The 21,790-nt window shown below is 45.1% G+C and carries 15 protein-coding genes; 11 read left to right on the forward strand and 4 right to left on the reverse strand.

Annotated features, from left to right (window positions below; genetic code table 11):
* Positions 1-52: 52 nt before the first annotated feature.
* Together QM454_RS08390 and QM454_RS08395 are read right to left on the reverse strand one after the other, a co-directional pair.
* Positions 53-1,546 (reverse strand): MDR family MFS transporter, encoded by a 1,494-nt coding sequence (locus tag QM454_RS08390; RefSeq protein ID WP_432363749.1) that lies wholly within the window; start codon positions 1,544-1,546, stop codon positions 53-55.
* A 108-nt stretch (positions 1,547-1,654) separates the two neighbouring features.
* Positions 1,655-1,951: a DUF3784 domain-containing protein gene (locus QM454_RS08395; RefSeq protein ID WP_432363751.1), complete on the reverse strand. Its 297-nt coding sequence runs from the start codon at positions 1,949-1,951 to the stop codon at positions 1,655-1,657.
* 465 nt (positions 1,952-2,416) lie between these two features.
* Between QM454_RS08395 and QM454_RS08400 the strand changes: the two genes are divergently transcribed.
* The 7 genes from QM454_RS08400 (at position 2,417) to QM454_RS08430 (ending at position 10,189) form a co-directional block, all read left to right on the forward strand.
* Complete coding sequence (locus tag QM454_RS08400; RefSeq protein WP_432363753.1) at positions 2,417-3,397, forward strand: nuclease-related domain-containing protein; 981 nt, start codon at positions 2,417-2,419, stop codon at positions 3,395-3,397.
* Between the two features lie 32 nt (positions 3,398-3,429).
* Positions 3,430-3,885 (forward strand): GNAT family N-acetyltransferase, encoded by a 456-nt coding sequence (locus QM454_RS08405; RefSeq protein ID WP_432363755.1) that lies wholly within the window; start codon positions 3,430-3,432, stop codon positions 3,883-3,885.
* A gap of 327 nt (positions 3,886-4,212) precedes the next feature.
* Positions 4,213-4,533 (forward strand): YhdT family protein, encoded by a 321-nt coding sequence (locus tag QM454_RS08410; protein ID WP_432363757.1) that lies wholly within the window; start codon positions 4,213-4,215, stop codon positions 4,531-4,533.
* Positions 4,530-5,972 carry a sodium/pantothenate symporter gene (gene panF, locus QM454_RS08415; RefSeq protein ID WP_432363759.1) on the forward strand — a complete coding sequence of 481 codons (1,443 nt, stop codon included), beginning with the start codon at positions 4,530-4,532 and terminating at the stop codon, positions 5,970-5,972. The genes QM454_RS08410 and panF overlap by 4 nt, the downstream gene beginning before the upstream one ends.
* Before the next feature lie 1,348 nt (positions 5,973-7,320).
* Positions 7,321-8,232, forward strand: coding sequence for a DMT family transporter (locus QM454_RS08420; protein ID WP_432363761.1), 912 nt, complete (start codon positions 7,321-7,323; stop codon positions 8,230-8,232).
* A 157-nt stretch (positions 8,233-8,389) separates the two neighbouring features.
* A complete protein-coding gene (locus QM454_RS08425; RefSeq protein WP_432363763.1) occupies positions 8,390-8,758 on the forward strand; it encodes an iron chaperone in 369 nt (122 codons plus the stop codon).
* A 348-nt stretch (positions 8,759-9,106) separates the two neighbouring features.
* Entirely contained in the window at positions 9,107-10,189 is a 1,083-nt protein-coding gene (locus QM454_RS08430; RefSeq protein ID WP_432363765.1) for an S-layer homology domain-containing protein, read from the forward strand.
* Positions 10,190-10,239: 50 nt separating this feature from the next.
* Here QM454_RS08430 and cydC read toward each other — a convergent pair whose 3' ends face one another.
* Both cydC and cydD read right to left on the reverse strand, forming a co-directional pair.
* Positions 10,240-11,955 (reverse strand): thiol reductant ABC exporter subunit CydC, encoded by a 1,716-nt coding sequence (gene cydC / locus QM454_RS08435; protein ID WP_432363767.1) that lies wholly within the window; start codon positions 11,953-11,955, stop codon positions 10,240-10,242.
* Positions 11,956-13,683, reverse strand: a complete 1,728-nt coding sequence (cydD, locus tag QM454_RS08440) for a thiol reductant ABC exporter subunit CydD (RefSeq protein ID WP_432363769.1) — start codon at positions 13,681-13,683, stop codon at positions 11,956-11,958.
* 437 nt (positions 13,684-14,120) lie between these two features.
* Here cydD and QM454_RS08445 point away from each other — a divergent pair, with 437 nt between their 5' ends.
* From QM454_RS08445 to QM454_RS08460, 4 genes are all read left to right on the forward strand, one after another.
* Positions 14,121-15,296, forward strand: a complete 1,176-nt coding sequence (locus tag QM454_RS08445) for a S41 family peptidase (protein WP_432363771.1) — start codon at positions 14,121-14,123, stop codon at positions 15,294-15,296.
* Between the two features lie 303 nt (positions 15,297-15,599).
* Positions 15,600-16,889, forward strand: coding sequence for a nucleotide sugar dehydrogenase (locus QM454_RS08450; RefSeq protein ID WP_432363773.1), 1,290 nt, complete (start codon positions 15,600-15,602; stop codon positions 16,887-16,889).
* Complete coding sequence (locus tag QM454_RS08455; RefSeq protein WP_432363775.1) at positions 16,890-17,609, forward strand: WecB/TagA/CpsF family glycosyltransferase; 720 nt, start codon at positions 16,890-16,892, stop codon at positions 17,607-17,609.
* A 755-nt stretch (positions 17,610-18,364) separates the two neighbouring features.
* The gene (locus tag QM454_RS08460) at positions 18,365-21,607 is read left to right on the forward strand and encodes an S-layer homology domain-containing protein (RefSeq protein ID WP_432363777.1); all 3,243 of its coding nucleotides are present in this window, start codon (positions 18,365-18,367) and stop codon (positions 21,605-21,607) included.
* Positions 21,608-21,790: the final 183 nt, after the last annotated feature.

Consider the following 21,790-nt stretch of genomic DNA (forward strand, 5'->3'; position numbering starts at 1 on the left):
AGCAAGCATAATACAAAAAAACAGCCTTTCCGAATCCCGGAAAGGCTGTTTCTTATACTGATTCTACCTGCTCGCTCGCCGTCTCTTCCACTTCCTCAGGCTTCGCGCGATAAACGAAGAAAGCTAAAACAACCGCAACGATGGACATCGCAAAAGCAATAAAATACACAAGTTCAATGCCCGCTACCATCCCAAGATTGATCGTCGCCACGTCAGTAGGAGTGGCCGAGCCTTCCAAAAACTTCAGCTGTCTTGCATTCAAAATGCTGATGAAAACAGAAATGCCAATCGCTCCGCCGATCGGCTGCAACGTTGACATGACCGCCGTTCCGTGCGGATACAACCGCTTCGGCAACTGGTTCAATCCATTCGTCTGCGCAGGCATCATAATTGCCGATACCGACACCATAATTAATATATACCCGACGACAACGACCCAAATCGGCGTATCAATCGTAAGTCTGCTCATCATGAACATCGTTCCGCTCAGCACAATCGTCGCTGGAATCATTAGGACACGCGGCCCGAACTTATCAAATAGATGCCCCATGAACGGCGACATCGCTCCGTTCAAAATACTTCCCGGCAACAGAACCAATCCTGCAGTCGCCGCAGTCAACGCCAACGGACCTTGCATATAAATCGGCAAAATGATTTCCGATGCAAACATCGCCATGATGATAATCAAAAACAGGAAGACCGCATGCGTATACATCCCATAACGGAACACCCGCAAATCCATGATCGGCTCGTCCAACTTTAATTGCCGCAGCACGAAGAAGACAACGCCGATGACACCGACAACAATCGCGATCAGCACATTTGCGCTTGCAAATCCTTCCGCACTTTGCCCGACGGAACTAAATCCGTAAACGATTCCGCCGAAACCAATCGTCGAAAATACTAACGAAATAAAGTCAATTTTAGGCTTCGTCACTTCAGATACATTAATTAAAAACTTCGAAGCAAACGCTATCGAGAACAAAGCAAACGGAATGACAACGATAAATAAATAACGCCATCCGAGATACTCAACAATCACGCCCGAAAGCGTCGGCCCGATCGCCGGCGCAAACATAATAACAAGCCCAACCAATCCCATCACTTTCCCACGGCGCTCCGGCGGAAAAATCAATAAGAAAACGTTAAAAATGATAGGCATTAACAAACCAGTTCCAATCGCTTGAATTAATCGTCCGACAAGCAAAATCGGAAATGCTGGCGCGGATGCACTAACAATCGAACCGATCGTGAAAACCGTCATCGTTCCGATAAACAACTGCCGCGTCGTGAACCATTGCAACAGCAACGCCGAAATCGGAATAACAATCGCCATCACAAGCATAAAGCCTGTCGCCATCCATTGGACAGTCGGCAATGAAATCGAAAATTCATCCATAAGCGTAATCAGCGCGATATTCAATAATGTTTCATTTAAAATCGCAAAAAAAGCACCGATAATGAGTGAAAGCATAATTGGCATAACCTTTACATTCGGATCATCCGCCAAAAACTCATATTTTTTCGGCTCAACCGTTTCTTGCATATAAAAACTCCTCTCGTCCACAAATATTGTGGCTATCTTACGTGAAAATAATCGGAAAGGAGTTATATTAGCATGCCGGCAACCACTTTGCAACGCTTCTTTGGATAACTATATTTTGTTTATATAAATAATCAAACCAATCGTTCCTACAATGACAATAATCGCGAATAAAGTTCCTGCGACGGAACCTATAAATTCTAATCCGAACGGCAGAAGAAGAGTCAATAGACCAATGATTAAAAGAAACAATCCGACTGACTTCGCTAATTTCTCTTTATCTCCCTTAAAAGACTCTTCGTTATAACCTGCTATCAATGAAAACTCCCTCTTCTTCCAAATTAAATAACTAAACAAGAAACAAAGTATACTAACAAAGAGACAAGTAATAAGTGCTCCCCAGAACATATAAAACACCTCCGATTTTCATACGCATCAACGAACGAAAAGTTTCAGTTGCACGCCTTAATTTGTCAAAACCATTCAGCGCGATCAAAAACTCCAGTCAACCGATTTTTCCCCCACGCCCATCCCCAAATCACGCATAAATTCCCGCAACCGCTCATAACTCCCACGAAAAGCGCATAAACGCAAATACTCACGCATAACTTCGCCAATCCGCGCATAAACTCCCCAAACGACGCATAACCGTCAAAACTCACGCATATCCCAAAAAAACTCCGCATAATCTCCCACATCCACGCATAAACTCTACCAATCAACCACTCCCAAACTAGCAAAATCCATTTTTAAACGCCGAAATCGACTCAAAATCTAATTTTAAACCCCGAAAACGGCCCAAAACGCGAACTTCATCCAAACTATTCCATTCGCGCGCCTTGCAAGCTAAACTAATCATGAGGTGATAAAAAATTGATCTATAAAAAACGAACAATGCCTAACGAACTAAAGGGACTCCTATCCTTAGACAAACGCCTGCCGAACAACCATATAAAAAAGCCCGAAGTGAAAAAAAATCTCCTAATCTGCCAAGCGGGTTACAACGGCGAACTCGAATTAGACGCACATATTAACGAATTCAAGCCGAACTACCGGCACGCCATACTCCACGACCTCTATTTACAGCAAGACGGCGCCTATTTCCAAATCGACTCGCTGCTCATCACACCGTCATCAATCACCATCATCGAAGTGAAAAATTACAAAGACAAAACGGTTATCAAAGCGAACCCAACCCAATTCATCCGAGTGTTCCAAAACGGCGACCGCAAACCGATGCGCAATCCGTATACTGAAATCGACCTTAAAATCCATCTATTAAAAAGCTGGCTCGGCACGCGCGGCATCCAAATCCCGATTGACGGCCTCCTCACATTCACACACACGAATGAACTGGCCATCAAACACCCGTCGCCAGAAATAAAAACGATTTTCACATACGAAGCGCCCGCCCATTTCCGATCACTGCCTGTGAATGAACATATACTCGACGGACACGCCATCCACAACTTAGCAAACACGATGATCGAACACCATAAAGACTACAACCCATTCCCGCTCGCCGACCGATACGACATCAACCCTTCGGACATCTTACCCGGCGTCATCTGCTCAAACTGCGACCGACCTGGAATGAAGTGGGGTAGGGAAAAATGGAACTGCCCATCATGCGGTCACACTAGCAAAACCGAACACCACCAAACCGTCCAAGACTGGTTCATGTTAATCAAACCCAAAATGACAAACAGCGACTTCCGCTACTTTACCCAGCTCAACAATCGCAACGTCGCCCGCGGCCTCCTCGCCAAATCCGGATTGCAACTCATCGGCGAACGAAAGGCAGCCCATTATGTACTAATGAAAGAAGGTAAATCCCCTACTCCTGTTGAATAAAACAATACAACTTGAAAAGGGGCCCACAAACTATGAACATCACACTCGAAAAAGTAAACCAAAATAATATACGCGCCTGCGTCAAACTCGAAGTAGCCGAGTCCCAAAAAGAATTCGTCGCGAAAAACGTCAACACAATCGCCTGGGCGTACGTCGATCCAAATTTCACACCATACGCCATCCTTGACGGAGAAACCGTCATCGGCCTGCTCGCCATCGAAGACATACCCGAAAACGAGGACTACGACCGCTACTGGATCCCGCGCTTCATGATCGGTGAACAATTCCAAGGAAAAGGCTATGGCAAACTAGCAATGAAATCAGCCATCAAACTGCTCGCGGCCAAGCCTGACTGCCAAAGAATCCGCCTATCCGTCTGGCCCGAAAATCCAGGTGCCATCGAATTCTATCAAAAAATCGGCTTCATCCTAACCAACGAACTCCTCGAAGACGAGCTCGTTATGGACTACTACATCGAGCAACCCTAAAACGCTCCACCCCGGAGCGTTTTTCAATCAAACCTATTAATTTGTCAATACCATTTAGCGCGATCGCAATCCTTTATACAATAGAAGAAACCCCGCGCCCCTCCCGAAACACGCATAAACTCTCCCAAACGCGCATAAACGCCCACAAAAGTCCATAAACTCCTCCAAACCCGCATAAATCGACATTCTCACGCATAAATCCACCGTCTCACGCATAAATCGCAAAACTCACGCATAACCACCCGCGCCCCTAAAAATCCCCCTCCCAATTCCAAGAAAATCCTGTATAATCAACCTCAAGAACACTAAACGAAAGGAGCACCCAAAATGCCCGCCAACAAACAAGAAACGCACGCCTACAAACCCGACCCGCGTTTCAAAATCGCACACAAAGAAGCGCTCATCGGCATCGCACTCGCCATTTTCAACTTCATCTGGTGGTACGGCTTCGCCTACGGACTCGGATCCCGCCCACCTGAAGAATATACATACATCCTCGGCCTGCCTGACTGGTTCTTCTACAGCTGCGTCGTCGGCTTCATCCTAATGTCCGTCATCGTCATCATCATCACAAAATTCGTACTAAAAGAAGTCCCACTTGACGCGGACCCGTACGCCGAAACAAAGGAGGAATCTCAAACGCCATGAACATCCAAGTCATTATCCCGCTCGTCATCTTCCTCGTCGCGATCTTCGCCATCGGCTTCATCGCATCGAAACAAATGAGCTCAACCGGCGGATTCCTCCAAGAATACTTCCTCGGAGGACGCGAACTCGGCGGCTTCGTCCTCGCGATGACAATGGTCGCCACATACGGCAGCGCATCGAGCTTCCTCGGAGGACCCGGAACCGCTTATACAGTCGGCTTCGGCTGGATTCTACTCGCCATGACCCAAGTCGTCACCGGATATTTCGTCCTGCTCATCTTAGGAAAAAAATTCGCGATCCTCGGACGCAAATACAACGCCGTCACGATGATCGACTTCCTGAAAGCGCGCTACAATAGCCCGGCCGTCGCAATTCTATCAGCCATCGCCATCATCATCTTTTTATTCTCCGCCATGACCGCGCAATGGGTCGGCGGGGGACGGCTCATCGAATCGCTCACCGGGCTCCAGTACACATCGGCGCTCTTCATCTTCGCGATTTCCGTCCTCGTCTACGTGACGATCGGCGGATTCCGCGCAGTCGCACTAACCGACGCTGTTCAAGGAGCAATTATGGTCGTCGGCACACTCATCTTGCTCATCGGTGTCATCATCGCGGGCGGGGGTGTCCCAGCAATTATGCAAGACTTATTGAATGAAAACCCGAGACTCGTCACCCCATTCGGAGCAGACGGAAAGCTCACAGCTGCCTACGTATCGTCCTTCTGGATACTCGTCGGCGTCGGCGTCGTCGGACTCCCGCAAATGGCCGTCCGCGCCATGAGCTATAAAAGCTCTCGCGCGATGCACCGGGCACTCGTCATCGGCACGATTGTCACTGGCTTCATCATGCTCAACATGCACTTAATCGGCGTCTTCGCCCGACCCGTCATGCCAGGGATAGACGTAGGGGACAAAGTCATACCGTTAATCGCGCTCGAAGTATTGCCCCCGTGGCTAGCAGGCATCGTCCTCGCCGCACCAATGGCGGCAATCATGTCGACCGTCGACTCACTATTGCTGCTCGTCAGCTCAGCGATCGTCAAAGACGTCTACCTAAACTTCATCAAACCGGAAGCGAGCGAAAAACGGGTCAAGCAAATTAGCTTCGGCGTCACCGGCATACTAGGAATCATCGTCTTCCTACTCGCCCTACAACCGCCCGACCTGCTCATCTTCCTAAACCTATTCGCCTTCGGAGGACTCGAAGCCGCCTTCATCTGGCCAATCGTCCTCGGGCTATACTGGAAATACGGCAACAAATACGGCGCGATTCTCAGCATGATCACCGGCATCGCAAGCTACATCGCAATCCACTTCTACAACGCGTCTTACGGCAACCTACTCGGCGTCCACACAGTGACAATCCCCGTCGTCCTGTCCCTAGTCGCCTACATCATCGGCTCCCTCGCCATCCAGCGAAAAGCCTTTAGGTTTTAAAATGAAAAGCGGACTCCCACAACCGAGAGTCCGCTTTTCCCATCCCAAAAACGCATAAACTAGTAAACTCACGCATAAATCCACGCATAACCGCCGCCAAACACGCATAAACTCTAAAATCCACGCATAAATCCCGCCAGATACCCATAAACTCAGAAACTCACGCATAAATTTCAACAATCACGCATAACCGCTCCCAAACGCGCATAAATCCCAATACCTGCGCATAACGCTTCTAATCGAACACTTTTATTTGTCAATACGATCTATTGTGGAAAGGGGAAGGAAGTCCCATAGAACCACTCGCGATTATAGAAAGTGAAATCCGATTATACGTATGTTATAATTTACATATACTAAAAAAGACTGAGCGTCGCACAACGCCCAGTCAATACAGCTGACATCCGCAAGAAATGCGGTTGGCCAGTTGAGGTAAAATGAAGTAACCCCATCACACTAGCCGATAGCGGAGGGGGTTACTTTTTTCTATTGGTACATAACGCAATACATGCAATCAAAGCTGTTACCCATAATGCATGCAAAATACCGATTTGAATCAGTATGTTCATTGCTTCATATGTCACCATTCTAACACCCCCTTTCCAAGGGAGTGCCAACCGCCCATCCGCGTATGCAACTGCATCTTCTATTCTATCATTTCGCCTGAATAAAAGCGAACTTACATTCTGTTCTATTCAAGAAATGAAATGCTGACTTTATTAAGTCAATCCGTCTTCAATCAACTCCTTAAATTGTCAAAACCTTTTAGCGCGAACAGGGAATTTCAGTCTCTCAAGATACCCGCGATTATAATGTAATCATTAAGGAAACCCCTGGGCTTTGCCCAGACCCAGCAGGGGGATGATCCCCCTGCACCCACATCAAAAAACTCCCCCATCCCCCTCACTTTTTGAGGGGGCACCCTCGCCGGTAGGCAGGAACAAACGGTGTTTGTTCCAAGCCAAGAGGGTCTTGGTGAATCTAGTTTGTCAATGTCTTTCCGCTCCTTATGCTCACTCGGGGGAAACCGCCCTCGCTCCGCTACCGCAGATAGACATTGACAAACACGCATAAACTCCAAAATCCGCGCATAACTCCTGCTAGAAACGCATAAACTCCAAAATCCGCGCATAACTCCTGCCAGAAACGCATAAACTCCAAAATCCACGCATAACTCCCCCCAGAAACGCATAAACTCCAAAATCCACGCATAAATCCCGCCAGAAACTCATAAACTCAACTTCTCACGCATAAATCCCACCAATCACGCATAATCCCAAAAACTTACGCATAACCGCCCCATATGCTAAACTTGACTCTATCGACCAAAAGAAAGAAGGCCATCACCATGTGGAAAATCTACACACTACTCACCACTGTCATGCTCCTATGGGGACTCAACCTCCCCATGCTCAAATACCTGCTCATACATATGGACCCCGTCACAATGACAGCACTCCGCGTCCTCACAGCAGGCATCACCGTATTCGCCATACTCGGGGCCTTCAAACTCCTACGCCTCCCAACGAAAAAAGAATGGACATACATCATCGGCGGAGCCGCACTCAACGTCGTCCTCCACCACTACTTCCTCAACATGGGCCTCTTCCGCACAACCGGCACAAACGCAAGCCTTATCCTCGGAACCGGCCCTGTCTTAACAGCCATATGCACAGCCGTAATCCTGCGCAACTACCCATCCAAAATCCAATGGATCGGCGCAGCAGTAGGCTTCATCGGCATTAGCTCCGTCGTCCTCGCAGGCGGCGACTCACTATCCGGCCTCAAACTCGGAGACGCATTCATCTTCTTCTCCATCCTTGCACAAGTCCTTTCGTTTTTGATAATCGCTAAGGTAGCAAGGACACTTGACCCAAGGCTACTCACCGCGTACATGCTAACGGTAGGAAGTCTCATCCTGTTCGTCATTAGCTTCATCCAAGAGCCCGGCGAACTAATCAAATTCACAACCGTCCCACCGAGCTTCTGGATCGTATTTGCAGCAAGCGCAATCTTCGGAACAGCCGTCGGACACATGCTCTACAACTACTCAGTCGGACAAGTCGGCCCCGCCAAAGCCGCCATCTTCATTAACCTGAATACACTCTTCTCCCTGGCAGGCTCAGCCCTCTTCCTCGGAGAAATCATCACCGGCCGCCACCTAATCGGCTTTATATTAATCATCATTGGCGTCATCCTAGGCTCCGGCGCAGCCGAAGACCTATGGAAAAAACGTAAAACGAAACCCGAGCCGTCGTAAAGACGACTCACTTAAATTGTCAAAACCAGTTAGCGCGAACAGGGGAGGGGAGTCACAACAACTCCCCACTCCATTCACTCACGTCATTGCCAACGAACAAGCTCAGCCTATATAATGCAAAGTATAGAGTCTAACTGTAGTAGAAGGAGGTCAGTACATGGAAGTCTTTGCAGAATTTCTAGCGAAAATCGATAACCCAGACAATCGAGCACGCACGGAAGACGTCTTAACGTGGGTTTCGGAGAAATACCCACAATTGGTACCAGTCATTAAGTGGAATCAGCCGATGTTCACCGATCACGACACATATATCATCGGTTTCAGCGTATCCAAACAACATTTAGCCGTCTCTCCCGAACAAGCTGGCATCAACCACTTCTCCGAGCAAATCGTACAAGCTGGCTACAAGCACACCAAAATGCTAGCCCAATTCCCATGGAATCGCCCATTCGATTACGAATTACTTGAGAAAATGATCGACTATAACATCGCCGACAAAGCAGGCTGTACAAGCTTCTGGCGATAGAAAAAAGCTTACCTTCGAAGTAAGCTTTTTTCTTACTCATACATCCACCTTCAGCACAACCCCTAATTTGTCAAAACCATTCAGCGCGAACAGGGAAGAGAACCCCATCCATTAACTTCCCGCGCCAACCAAAAACGCATAAACTCTCCCATTCACGCATAAACCCCATTTTTCACGCATAACTTCACACATTCACGCATAAACCTAAATACTCACGCATAAATCCTGTTTCCCACGCATAACCGCTCCCAACTACGCATAAATGCTCAAAATGACGCATAACACCATCATTCCCCTCCACACTCTATTGAAAAACATTATAATCATAGAAAAGGAGGCAACGAACCTATGAAACTCAAATTCGCAACCGCACTACTAACAACCGCGCTAATACTAACGCCTGCAACCAAACCGGCTGAAGCCGCAACATTCACAGACGTCCCGACAACTCACTGGGCTTACTATGCAATCGACGCCATCTCAAACGAAGGCATCATTAACGGCTACCCGGACGGCACATACAAACTGAACCAACCTGTCACGCGTGCTCAAGCTGCTAAAATTGTCGCACTCGCAACAAAGACGAAGCCGACACAAAACTTTACGCCAGACTACAAAGACGTCACTCCCGCTCATGGCGCGTACGACCATATCCGCGCACTTACCGAACGCGGCATTTTCAACAACAGCGAAGCGTTCAACCCGAACGCATCACTCACACGTGGGCAAATGGCTAAAATGATTACACTCGCGTACGACATCATCGTCGACGACAACGACCTGATCACATTCAGTGACGTCCGTAAAATTAACGGCTACTATAGCTACATTACAACGATAGCCGAACTCGGCATCACAACGACCGAACAAGGCGGCGAGTTCAAGCCGAACGACCCCGTCTCACGCGCACATATGGCGGCATTCATCCATCGCGCTATCGAGTTCGACAATAAACGAAAAACCGGCGAAATTTACTACGACTACACCGAACAAAAATACGTCGAAAAAGAGTACTCCATCCCTGAGCCACCACCAAGCCAAATGGACGACGCACAAGCAGCACTAACAATCAATCTAGTAAACAACGAACGCCGACAACAAAATCTAGCAACACTTACTGAAGATAAATCACTCTCAGCGATCGCCCAAGCAAAAGCGGAAGACATGGCGAACAACAACTATTTCGCCCACAACTCGCCAACATACGGCACTGTCGGCGACATGCTCGATCACTTCAACTACAACTGGACAGCCTACGGCGAAAACATTGCCAAAGGCTACACAACAGCCGAAACCGTCGTTCAAGGGTGGATGGAATCACCCGGCCACCGCGCTAACATCCTCCAGTCCCGATTTACGAACATCGGCACCGGCTATGCCACTGACGAAAACGGAATCGTCCACTGGGTCCACCTCTTCTCTGCAAAATAAGCATAGAAACAAAAAGACTATGAGCGCACAACTCATAGTCTTTTTGCCGATTAAAAAAATACACTTTGTTCTATTATTTTCATTTCATAAAAATACCCTTTACGACGCATTAATTCATCAAATGTACCTGACTCAACAATCTGTCCTTGATCCATCACGATTATTTGATCCATCATCTCTAACCCCGTCAGGCGATGACTAATTAATACGACCGTATCCTCCTTCGCCTCCGTAAATAGATGCTCATAAACGCTAGCTTCAGTCACTGCATCGAGCGACGAAGTCGGTTCATCCAATAACCAAAGGGACGCATTTTTCAACATTGCCCTCGCGAACGCAAGTCGTTGCTTTTCTCCGCCCGATAAATTATTACCTTTCTCAAGCACCGGATCATCTAATGAAAAATGCTCTAAATCCACCTTCTCCAAAGCCTTTTCCATTTCAACATCACTCAAATCGTCTCGTGCAATTTCCAAATTACTCCGAACCGTTCCATAGAAAAAATGATTCGATTGGAGAACAACATTAGTCTGCTTCCAAATACTTTCCTTCATTAAAGATTGAACCGGTGCATGATCCAACAAAACGTCCCCATCATCTACGTCATAAAGACGTAACATCATTTGCAAAACTGTAGATTTACCTGACCCACTCGGGCCAACAATTGCCGTTTTAGATCCCGGTTGTAAGTGGAATGAAATATCCTTCAGCGCAGGACGTCCTTCACCTGGAAACGTAAATGTCACGTTTCTTAACTCGACTTCGGGAGCAGCCTGTGGGTGAAACTCCTGTTTAGGTGTCTGCGCCATAACAGGTTCACTCCTCACAACTGAAACAAGCCTTGATGACGCTTGCTTGCTATCCTGAAAATGACTTGGGAATACTGCCATCGGTGTCGTCTTTTCAAAAAGCGTTAACGAAATCATGACGAGCATTGCGATAAACGGGCCATCCAACTTCCCAGCATCTACTAAATACGCACCTGTACCTAAAACGAAAACCGTTACGAGGAAGGAGACGAATGTATTCGCGCCTTCACTGAACAATCGATGGACACTTTCACGCTCCTGTTCCTTTACATAAACATCCGACGCCTCTAGCAACGCCTTCTCCTGATCCTTTACTCGCTGATAAATCTTCAAATCCCGAAAACCGTATAGAAATTCAGTAACGACTGTCGATAGTTCCCCGCGAACCGCCCTCACTTTTCGGTCCACTTTACGTTGGCGGTACGCAAAAAATGCTGGAACGAGGAGAGTCGTCCACAACAGCCCTACAAATAAAATCAATGCAATCTCAATTGAAAAGAACGTCGTAAAATAAATCGTACTAATAAAAATGAACAACAGAACGACAGGCGGATAAAAAACACGCAAGAAAAAGTTCTGTAATGTTTCAACGTCACCAACAATCCTCGCAAGCAAATCCCCACTCCGATACTTCCCAAAAATCGATGGAGCCAATGGTTCTAGTTTTTCGTAAAACGAAACACGTAAATTACTAAGCATCGTAAACGTTCCGCGGTGGGAAAAATACCGTTCCCCATATCGGCTTAAGGCGGAAATAATCCCCAACATCTTCACCGATGCGACAAGCACCATCAACGTATAGAGCGGTGGTTTAAGTGCGGACTTTGAAATTAAGTACCCACTAGCAGAAAATAAGCCGATCGCAGTAATACCTGCAAGAAATCCAAATACAATCGACAGCACGATATCTTTCTTTTCCTTAAGCAATACGTGAATGATCATTCGCAAATCCTTCATTTACACCGCCCCTCCTTGCTGAATGGAAACCATATTCCGATAAGCTTCAACGGATTCAAGTAATTCATTATGCGTCCCAACTGCTCGGAGTTCTCCATCATCAAGAAACAGAATTTTATCTGCATGTTTAATCGTATGCAGTCGATGGGCAACCGTAATGACAGTTGACTCCTTCGCCAGTTCCCGAATGGAAGCTTGCAAAATACGCTCGGTTTGCAAATCCAATCCCGTCGTCGGCTCGTCAAACAAAATAATAGAAGGCCGTTTTAAAAATGCCCGCGCAATCGCAACCCGCTGCTTTTCCCCGCCAGAAAGTCCGCGACCCGCTTCGCCAATCGGCGTATCATACCCTTTCTCGAGCGACTCCACTAACTCAGCAATCCCAGCTTTCTCACCAGCCAATTCAATATGTTCACGCGTTGCATCTTTCCGTCCACCAATCGCAATGTTCTCAGCAATCGTCCCGGAAAATAAATACGGGTCTTGCGAAATATAACTTAGCTGATTAAACCAATCGTCCTCCCGATAACGAGCGCGAGATTTTCCATTAACAATTACCTCGCCTTCAGAAATAGAAACGAGTCCCGCGATCATATGCAAAAGTGTCGATTTTCCCGACCCTGTTTTCCCGACAATCGCAACTTGCTCATACGGACGGATTGTTGTAGACAAATTCCGCAACGTAAACGCATCTTCCCCGTAACTAAAACTCGCAGAAACGAGCTCAATCTCTGGCGGTCTGTCATTCCCTAAACGCTCTTCCCCGAACGTAACCGGTTCAGCAATTTCCGCAAGTTCACTTTCTAATTTGTTCGCCGCCCCCATACTCTCGCGCCCACTATGAAACGCACTACCAAGCTCTTTCAATTTCGCAAAAAACTCGGGAGCTAAAATGAGCATTAAAAAACCCGTAAAAAACGAAATATGATGATAAACAATCATTCGTATCGCAACTTCCAACGCGATGAGCCCCATACTTAACATCGAAATAAATTCAAGTACGAACGAATTCAAAAACGCCGTTTTCAGCACGACCATCGTCGCCTCACGAAAATTGAGACTGCTTTTCTCGATCGCTTCCTTCTGTTCAGCCGAACGACCAAATAGTTTGAGCGTCGTTAACCCTTGCAACGTATCCAAAAACTTTCCCGAAAACGCAGCCATTTTATCCAACTGTTCCTCAGCTTTCGCATTCGTCTTCTTGCCAATAATCACCATGAAGATCGGAATAAACGGCGCCGTCACCAAAATAATAATCCCAGTCGTCGCATGCTCTATAAAAATCACAACGAGAATCATAAGAGGAATGACAATCGACTGAATCACCTGGGGAACATACTTACTAAAATAACTATCAATCCCATCAACCGTATCGAGCATCACACTCACTTTTTCACCGGATTGTCCTTCTAGCGAAGCTTGCATCGGATTCGTCGAGAACTTACCTAACAACGCTTCCCGATAACGACCTTTCGCCGTCGTCGCCATCTTCACCCCACTTCGACCACTCACATACGTAAACGCAGTCCGCGCAAATAGCGCGATTACGAGCCATAGCAAATAGGGGAGAACTTCAGCAAACGTACTCCCTTTCAAAAATACACGGTCGACAATCGTCACAAATAAGTAGCCTTGAGCAATAATCGCGATTCCAGACAAAACCGCCGAAACAATAATAACCGCAAGCCTTCCTCGCTGCTCCCGGACCAACTCCTTAAGCCGAACCATCGATAAACGACCTCCAAATGAAAAAAACTATTATGTGAATTGTTTCACAATAAGTATAGAGGATACGCACTTCGTAAGTACACTAATTACCGCGTATGTAACACGATTGTCACTTTCACCCCCTCTTTATCGGTCAATCGCGCCTCACCAGCCCCTATTTAATTGAAAACCTCCGCATCCATCCCCATAAACCCCTAAAAACGCATAAACTCCAAAATCAACGCATAAACTCCAAAACAGACGCATAAACTCCTCTAACCGCGCATAACCGCATACAAAAGTCCATAACATCTACTAAACACGCATAAATCTCAAAACTCACGCATAAAGCGCAAACTGCACAAATCTATAAAACTATTCTTTCTCATCCATGTCTTTATTCCCCCAAAGTGGGTATAATAACCATAACAACTACCCCCGAGAAAGGAGTCGCCGGCATGAAAAAAATCCATTCCATTTTACTTGCATTCATAACGATCATCTTACTCGCGCCATACGCATCCGCACAAACAACACTATCCGCTGATGTTGAAGCCGCACGCGTCGACGACATTAAATTTTTCGTCGAACACTTCTACTATGGCGACATCCCAAAAAACCTTCATGCCATGGCGACCATCGACGAAATCATCAACGCGCTCGACGAATACTCGCGCTACATGACACCTGACGAATACGCCAACTACGTTGCAGCAGTCGGTGCCGACGATATCGCCTTCCATGACCCAGCGGAACCGACCGTCACATCGGCCATGCTCTACGGCAACATCGGCTACATCCGCATCACTACCTTCTCAGCGAACATGGATAAGGCCGTCACGAAACATTACACGAACTTGAAAAAGCAAGGCGCTGACAAACTCATTATCGACCTTCGCTACAACGGTGGCGGCTACGTCGAAAGCGCCGAACAACTCCTCGGCCACTTCGAAGGCGTAAAAACTGCCTACGAAATGAAAACGAGAGAAGGCATTACAACCGTAAAACCCGTACCATCCAAACTAAAATTCCCGAAACAAACATACGTACTCGTCAACCGCTACTCCGCATCCGCATCTGAAATTGTGGCGGCATCCCTTCAAGACCAAAACGCTGCAATTATCGTCGGCAATCAGACGAAAGGGAAGGGGACGATCCAATCATTCTTCGAATTCGAAGACGGCTCAGCACTGAAACTGACGATCGGCGAATTCACAGGACCGAAAAGAGCCAAAATCCATCGCAAAGGAATCGCACCAACAATTACATGCGCACACGACGAAGAACTTTCTATTATCCATGCGCGCCTAGTAAAAGAATCATTGGCACACCAAAACTACAAACAAATCGACAACTTGCAAAACGTCCCGACGAATAAAACATTTCACGTCCATTTCACACAACAAATGAACCTTACCGGCGCAAACGCGTCCAATAAAGTAGAGCTCGTAAAAGTAGGAGGCGTCGCAGTTCCGATCTCAATCAAACCGAACGGCACAAACCAACTCGACATCACGCCAACTAAGCATATGCAAAAAGGCGGCCAATACGTTCTCGTCATTCACCCAGGCTTCGCAAACGACGCCGGGCGAACAACAAAACAAGGCATATACACGCCCATCACCGTAAAATGAACAAAAAAGATTTACCGGCCCTGCTATCAATATGTACAGCAGAAGTGGATATGCTATAATCAACAGATGTCAATATGATGAATTGTAGATATGTTTATTCTATTTTAAGGTTCTGTTGCTTGGAGTGTAGACACGAGACTCCAGCGGGAATAGCATGAGCCTTGAGACCCCGCAAGGAGCACGCTTTTCGCGACTGAGGAGGCTCAAGCCATGCCCGCGGAAAGCGAGTGTCGGAACGGAAAGCAACAGCCTGTTGAAAGTATCTTTATATAAAGCACCCCCATTCAGAAAGGAACATTACTCATGAACAACAAAATTTGCATCGTCGGCCTCGGCTACATCGGCCTTCCGACAGCCGTCATGTTCGCGAACAGCGGCGTAAAAGTACACGGTGTCGACATTAACGAAAAAGCAGTCAACATGATCGCCAACAAACAACTACATATAGAAGAAACAGGACTCCAAGAACGACTCGACCAAGCAATCGACAGCGGAAACTTCACCGTCTCCACAACTCCTGTCGAAGCAGACGTCTACATCGTCGCCGTCCCGTCACCAATCAACCCAGACAACACGGCTAACTTAGAATATATCCGTCGAGCGACAGCATCGATCGTGCCATACGTAAAACCTGGCGCACTCGTCATCCTAGAATCGACCGTCCCACCAAAAACAGTCGAAAACGTTATGCTGCCAGAACTGCGCAAAACGGACCTAACAATCGGCGAAAACCTCTTCGTCTCACACTCGCCTGAACGCGTCATCCCAGGTAAGATTTTCGAAGAACTCGTCAACAACGACCGCATCGTCGGTGGCGTCACACCTGAATGCGCTGAAAAAACAAAAGCGCTCTACAAAACATTCGTCCAAGGTGAAATCCACCTAACGGACGCAACGACTGCGGAACTCGTCAAAGTAATGGAAAACACATACCGCGACGTTAACATCGCATTTGCAAACGAACTCGCGAAAATCGCAGAAACAATCGGCGTAGACATTTGGGAAGCAATCCGCTTCGCGAACTTCCACCCGCGCGTCAACATTCATATGCCGGGTCCAGGAGTAGGCGGCCACTGCATCGCAGTCGATCCATGGTTCCTCGTCGAACTAAACCCGGAAAACGCGGAAATCATACACAAAGCACGTCTTACAAATGACGGTATGCCGAAATTCGTTGCTCAAAAAGCACAAAGCATGCTCGACATGAAAGGCATCACAGATGGCAAAGTCGCGATCCTCGGCCTCGCATTTAAAGGCGATGTCGACGACTTGCGCGAAAGCCCATCCATTACTGTGATTGAAGCACTGCAAGAACTCGGCATCGAAGTGAAATCATTCGACCCGCACATTAAAACAGTGCAACATACGACACAACAACTAACATTAGAAGACGCAACAAGAGACGCTGACCTAATCATCTTGACGACGGATCATACCGACTTCAAACAACTCAGCCCGAACACACTCACAACAAAAGAGCCAAAACCTTTCGTCCTCGACACGAAAAACTCACTCGACCGAAACAAATGGGAACAAGCCGGATTCCACTACTTCAAACTCGGCGACGGCTCACCCGTAGGAGTTATGAATTAAATGAAAGAAACGAAAGAAACGATACTCGGCGTCGACGTCAACACGGAAAACTACGACGAACTCATCCCGAAGCTTTTCCACAACATCGACGCCAAAAAGAAATCGCTCATCGTAGCCATCAACCCTGAAAAACTAATGAAAGCGAAAGACGATCCAGCGCTGAAAGCCTTACTCAACCGGGCTGAATTCCAAATCCCGGACGGCATTGGGGTCATCATCGCGTCCAAGTTTCAAAAAGGCAACATAACATCCCGCGTAACCGGTGTAGACATGATGGACCGAATTGTGAGGGAAGCCGCAAGAACCGGCAAGTCCATCTTCCTCTACGGCGCAAAACCGGGCGTCGCAGAGGCAGCTGCCGATAAACTAATCACCACCTATCCCGACCTCCAAGTCGCCGGCACACAAGACGGCTACGAAAAGGACACGTCGAAAGTGATTAGCAAAATCAACGCCGCGAAACCGGATATCTTGTTTGTCGCAATGGGCTCGCCAAAACAAGAACTATGGATTGAAGAGCACCGCGATAACTTGCACCCGATCCTCTACCAAGGAGTTGGCGGCTCATTCGACGTCCTCGCGGGCAATATTAAACGCGCACCTACGGCATTTCAAAAGGTTGGGGCAGAATGGCTCTACCGGTTATTACTGGAACCAAGTCGAATAAAACGGCAAATGAATCTACCAAAATTCCTTTTCGAAATAATTCGTCGAAAATAAAGAATGATACTTGTAATCTAGTAATACTGATGATAGAATACGTAAGTGTAAGGATAATTTCCTCTGTAGCATATATTAGATAAAGCCACGCAGGACGAAAACGGTTGGTTGACCGCACAAAAGGACTTGAACAGCTCCCATCTGTTCAAGTCTTTTTGTATTTAATGAAAAACATTAGCGCCCGAAGCTAGACGAAGAATAGCAGAAAACAAAACCATATTAGTAGAAAAGTCTTCTCTAGTATAACTCTATTATATTTATAAAAATAATAGATTCCATACATTGTTAGTAATAGATTTATAACAGTTTGATATAAGGAACAAACAAATACCTATTAAAAAACTTTCCTATTAAAGGTTCTATTTAAATCTTAGATGGAATAGATTCTTGAGAAGTCGATAAACAGGACAACCAACCGCTTTCCCAAAATATTTTTCTTCTATTTAATGTTCTATTTCATTCGCGATTGCAATAGACTCCAATGGGACAACCAAAAACAGTAAGATAATTAGGATGATTTTAGACTTTCGTGGAAATATGATAGAAACGCTTGATATATATTTAAAATACGATAGAATAATAGGAGCAGTGAAAAATTACGTAGTATTTCCTACTAGTAATCTAGTAAAATACCTATAAGTAATTGACATCCCTGCTATTAGTATCTATACTTTATTGTGTAATGGCTTCTACTTCCATTTTGCCGTGGGTAGATGACAAAATTTTATTTCTTAATAAGAGGAGGAAATTATTCAATGGCTAACCAACCAACGAAGTATCGCAAGTTTGTAGTTGGCGCTGCATCAGCTGCATTAGTAGCATCTGCAGTAGCACCAGTAGCAAGCGCGGCAACATTCTCAGACACAAAAGGTAACACACATGAAGCAGCAATCAACGCTCTAGTTGAAGCTGGCATCATCAAAGGGTACGAAGACGGTACTTTCCAACCGAACAAAACGTTGACTCGTTCTGACGTTGTTAAAATGATGGGTAAATGGCTTGTATCTCTAGGCTATGAAGTTCCTGAAGATTACAAGACTGTACAGCGTTTCGACGACCTACCATTGACTGCGAACGACGAGCTACTACAATATGCTGCGTTGACATATGACGCAGGCGTATTCAAAGGCAACAACGGAAACCTTGAAGCTGCTGGTAACATCACTCGTGAGAACATGGCAATCGTACTTGTTCGCGCGTTCGATGCTATTAACGAAACAGATCTAGTTGCATTCGTTAAAGAGCAAGACTTCACAGGTAAAGTAACGGACAAAGCTGCAGCGAAAGCTGAAGCACGTGACTACATCGACGTTCTTGACTACTTCGGTCTTACATCTGTAGCTAAATTCGACCCTAAAGCAACAACAACTCGTGGCCAGTTCGCTACATTCCTATACAGAACTTCTGAAACAGAAGCTCCAGCGGAAGTAGTAACAACTGCTACTGAAGTTAAATCGGTAAGTGCGACTAACCTTAAAGAGGTTGTAGTTGAGTTTGACGGTACTGTTGATGAAGATACAGCAACTGACAAAGCTAACTACACATTAAAATCTGGTAAAGCAATTAAATTTGTTACTTTATCTGAAGATGAAAAAACTGTTGTTTTAACATTAGAAGATGGAGTAACACTTAACAACAACAGAACTGAAGCACTTAGCGTTTCTAACGTAAAAGCTGGTGAAAGCACAGTTTCTGGTACAAACATTGAATTCAGAGTGTTTGATAATGCAATCCCTGAAGTAACAGGTGTTAAGTCACTTGGAACAAAAGCGGTTAAAGTTACATTCTCTGAGCCTGTTACAAATGTAAAACAATCTAATTTCACATTAGATGGTAAATCATTTTACGGTAAAGTAAATGTAGTTGGAAATGAAGTAATCTTAACTCCATATAGTACAACTGCTTTAGCTGTAGGAGACCATTCATTACAAGTATCTAAAGTTGAAGATTTTGCTAACTTTACATCACTTACATCAACTCATGATTTCACAGTAGCAGAAGATAATGACGCACCTACTATTGCTGAAGCATCTGCAACTTTAGAAACACTAACATTAACTTTCTCTGAAGATGTAGATACTGATACAATTTCTGCTTCTAAAGTATACTGGAAATCAGGAGATGCTAAAAAAGCAGCTTACGATTACGATGTTTTAGCTGGAAATAAAGTTAGATACTACTTCAAAGAGGACAACACACTTCCAACAGGATCTGTAGCAGTTTATGTTGAAGGAGTAAAAGACTACTCTGGTAACGAAATTGCTAAGGATACTAAAGTTGTTGTAACACCAGAAATTGATCAAACTCGTCCAGAAGTTAAAAAGGTTGAAGTTGCAAATTCTAAAACAGTGGAAGTAACATTCTCTAAAGCATTAGAGTCTGATTCCGCTCAAAATAAAAACAACTACACTGTCTTAAATAAAGATGGAAAAGTTATCAGTGTTCAAGACGCTGTACTATCAGCTGATAAGAAAACTGTTACTGTAACTCTTTACACTGCATTATCGACTGGTAAAAATACTTTAACTGTTAAAAACGTTAAAGATAACACTAAACTTCAAAACACAATGTTAGATTATAGTGCAGACTTAACTGTAGCAGATACAACTGCTCCTAAAATTGATTCTGCAGTATGGAATAATGATGATAGAAGAGTAGTTGTTAAATTTAATGAAAAAATGGATGTTGAATCATTAACGAACTACTCCAACTACCATGTGAAAGTAAATGGAAGCTACCGTGCGTTAACTTCTTCAATTGCTGATATTGAAGTGATTCAAGATGGCACAGCTGTAGCAATTACATTCGTTGAAAAAATTGGTAATACTACAGTAGAATTCAAAGCTGGTTCAGTTGAAGAGCTACAATTATTGGCTGTAAAAGATGTTACAGGAAATCTTTTAAGTGAGTTTACAGCAAATAGTGGTAATAAAATTGACTTAACTTCTTCGGTATCATTCGGACTTGGTCAGTATGATAAGTTTGGTACAACAGTATACAATGCAGCTTTAGTAGATCGTAAAACTGTTGAAATTAAATTCAACTTCCCTGTTAATGCTGTTGAAACTAATGCAATTACAGTTGCTTCTGGCTCTAATGTAATTGATGCAATTGAAGTTAATGGTACATCTACTGTAAAAGTTAAATTTAAAAATAACTTTGCAACAGATGCTTCAGATGTAAATCTATCAGTAGACTTCACAAAACTTGTAACATTGGCAGGAGCTAAAGCAACTGGTTCTGCAACTATTGCTAAAGGTCAAGGTTCAAATGCAGGTAAATTATTAGATGAAGTAGCTCCTACAGTTAACACAACTGAAAAATATGCTGTAGATTCAGCTACTAAGAAAATTACAGTTCCATTTACTGAAGCTCTTTCATTAAATGGTGCATCTGATGTATTAGCTGCACAAGACTTTAAAGTAACAAGAGTAACTGACAACAAAGTATTAAAACCAGGTATTGATTATAAAGTTGGTCTAGCAAACTCTGACAAAGATGTAGAAATCACATTGACAGATTCAGATACAACGATTACTGGTTCATTGTATCTTGTAGAAGTTGTTTCTGGTGCTAAATACATCTCAGACACTTCTGATGCTAAGAACTTTATTTCTTCTACATCTGCACGTGAAACTGCAGCTAAGATTGACCAAGCAGCTCCAGTAATTCTTTCAGCTCGTTATATTGATGTAGATAACGATGATACTGTAAATACTGGTGATAAAGTTGAAATTACATTTAGCGAAAACTTGAAATTTGCTACTGGTAAAGATGAAGATGATATTATCGCTGATCTTGTACTATCAGCTGGTACTTCATTCGGTACTACAGCAACAGCTGTGCTTTCTGGTAATAAAGTAACTATTACACTTGATGGTACTGGTGTTGCAATAGGGTCTTCACCAACTGTTGATGTAGCTGGATCTCCTGCTGCTCTTACTGATATTATTGGAAATCTTATTGAATCAACAGGAACTCCGGTTGAAATTGAATAAGATTGTGTATTGAGTGCTAGGCACCGACACAATTCAGAGTACTTCTGAATAAAAGGCTCCGTGGAGAGAAATCTCTACGGGGCTTTTCTTTTGTGTGATCGCATGGGCTATAGGTTGTCCTGTCCCCTTCAAAAAGTCCATCCAGACAGAAATCACTGAGATTTCTCCGGATGGCTTTTCTTA

It is taken from the genome of Sporosarcina sp. UB5, assembly GCF_050859005.1.
Lineage (GTDB): Bacteria > Bacillota > Bacilli > Bacillales_A > Planococcaceae > Sporosarcina.

Excerpts from the sequence above, each read along its gene's own strand:
- QM454_RS08390 (WP_432363749.1), bottom strand. The coding sequence starts at position 1,546 with ATGCAAGAAACGGTTGAGCCGAAAAAATATGAGTTTTTGGCGGATGAT.
- QM454_RS08395 (WP_432363751.1), bottom strand. The coding sequence starts at position 1,951 with ATGTTCTGGGGAGCACTTATTACTTGTCTCTTTGTTAGTATACTTTGT.
- QM454_RS08405 (WP_432363755.1), top strand. The coding sequence starts at position 3,430 with ATGAACATCACACTCGAAAAAGTAAACCAAAATAATATACGCGCCTGC.
- QM454_RS08410 (WP_432363757.1), top strand. The coding sequence starts at position 4,213 with ATGCCCGCCAACAAACAAGAAACGCACGCCTACAAACCCGACCCGCGT.
- panF (WP_432363759.1), top strand. The coding sequence starts at position 4,530 with ATGAACATCCAAGTCATTATCCCGCTCGTCATCTTCCTCGTCGCGATC.
- QM454_RS08420 (WP_432363761.1), top strand. The coding sequence starts at position 7,321 with ATGTGGAAAATCTACACACTACTCACCACTGTCATGCTCCTATGGGGA.
- QM454_RS08425 (WP_432363763.1), top strand. The coding sequence starts at position 8,390 with ATGGAAGTCTTTGCAGAATTTCTAGCGAAAATCGATAACCCAGACAAT.
- QM454_RS08430 (WP_432363765.1), top strand. The coding sequence starts at position 9,107 with ATGAAACTCAAATTCGCAACCGCACTACTAACAACCGCGCTAATACTA.
- cydC (WP_432363767.1), bottom strand. The coding sequence starts at position 11,955 with ATGAAGGATTTGCGAATGATCATTCACGTATTGCTTAAGGAAAAGAAA.
- cydD (WP_432363769.1), bottom strand. The coding sequence starts at position 13,683 with ATGGTTCGGCTTAAGGAGTTGGTCCGGGAGCAGCGAGGAAGGCTTGCG.
- QM454_RS08445 (WP_432363771.1), top strand. The coding sequence starts at position 14,121 with ATGAAAAAAATCCATTCCATTTTACTTGCATTCATAACGATCATCTTA.
- QM454_RS08450 (WP_432363773.1), top strand. The coding sequence starts at position 15,600 with ATGAACAACAAAATTTGCATCGTCGGCCTCGGCTACATCGGCCTTCCG.
- QM454_RS08455 (WP_432363775.1), top strand. The coding sequence starts at position 16,890 with ATGAAAGAAACGAAAGAAACGATACTCGGCGTCGACGTCAACACGGAA.
- QM454_RS08460 (WP_432363777.1), top strand. The coding sequence starts at position 18,365 with ATGGCTAACCAACCAACGAAGTATCGCAAGTTTGTAGTTGGCGCTGCA.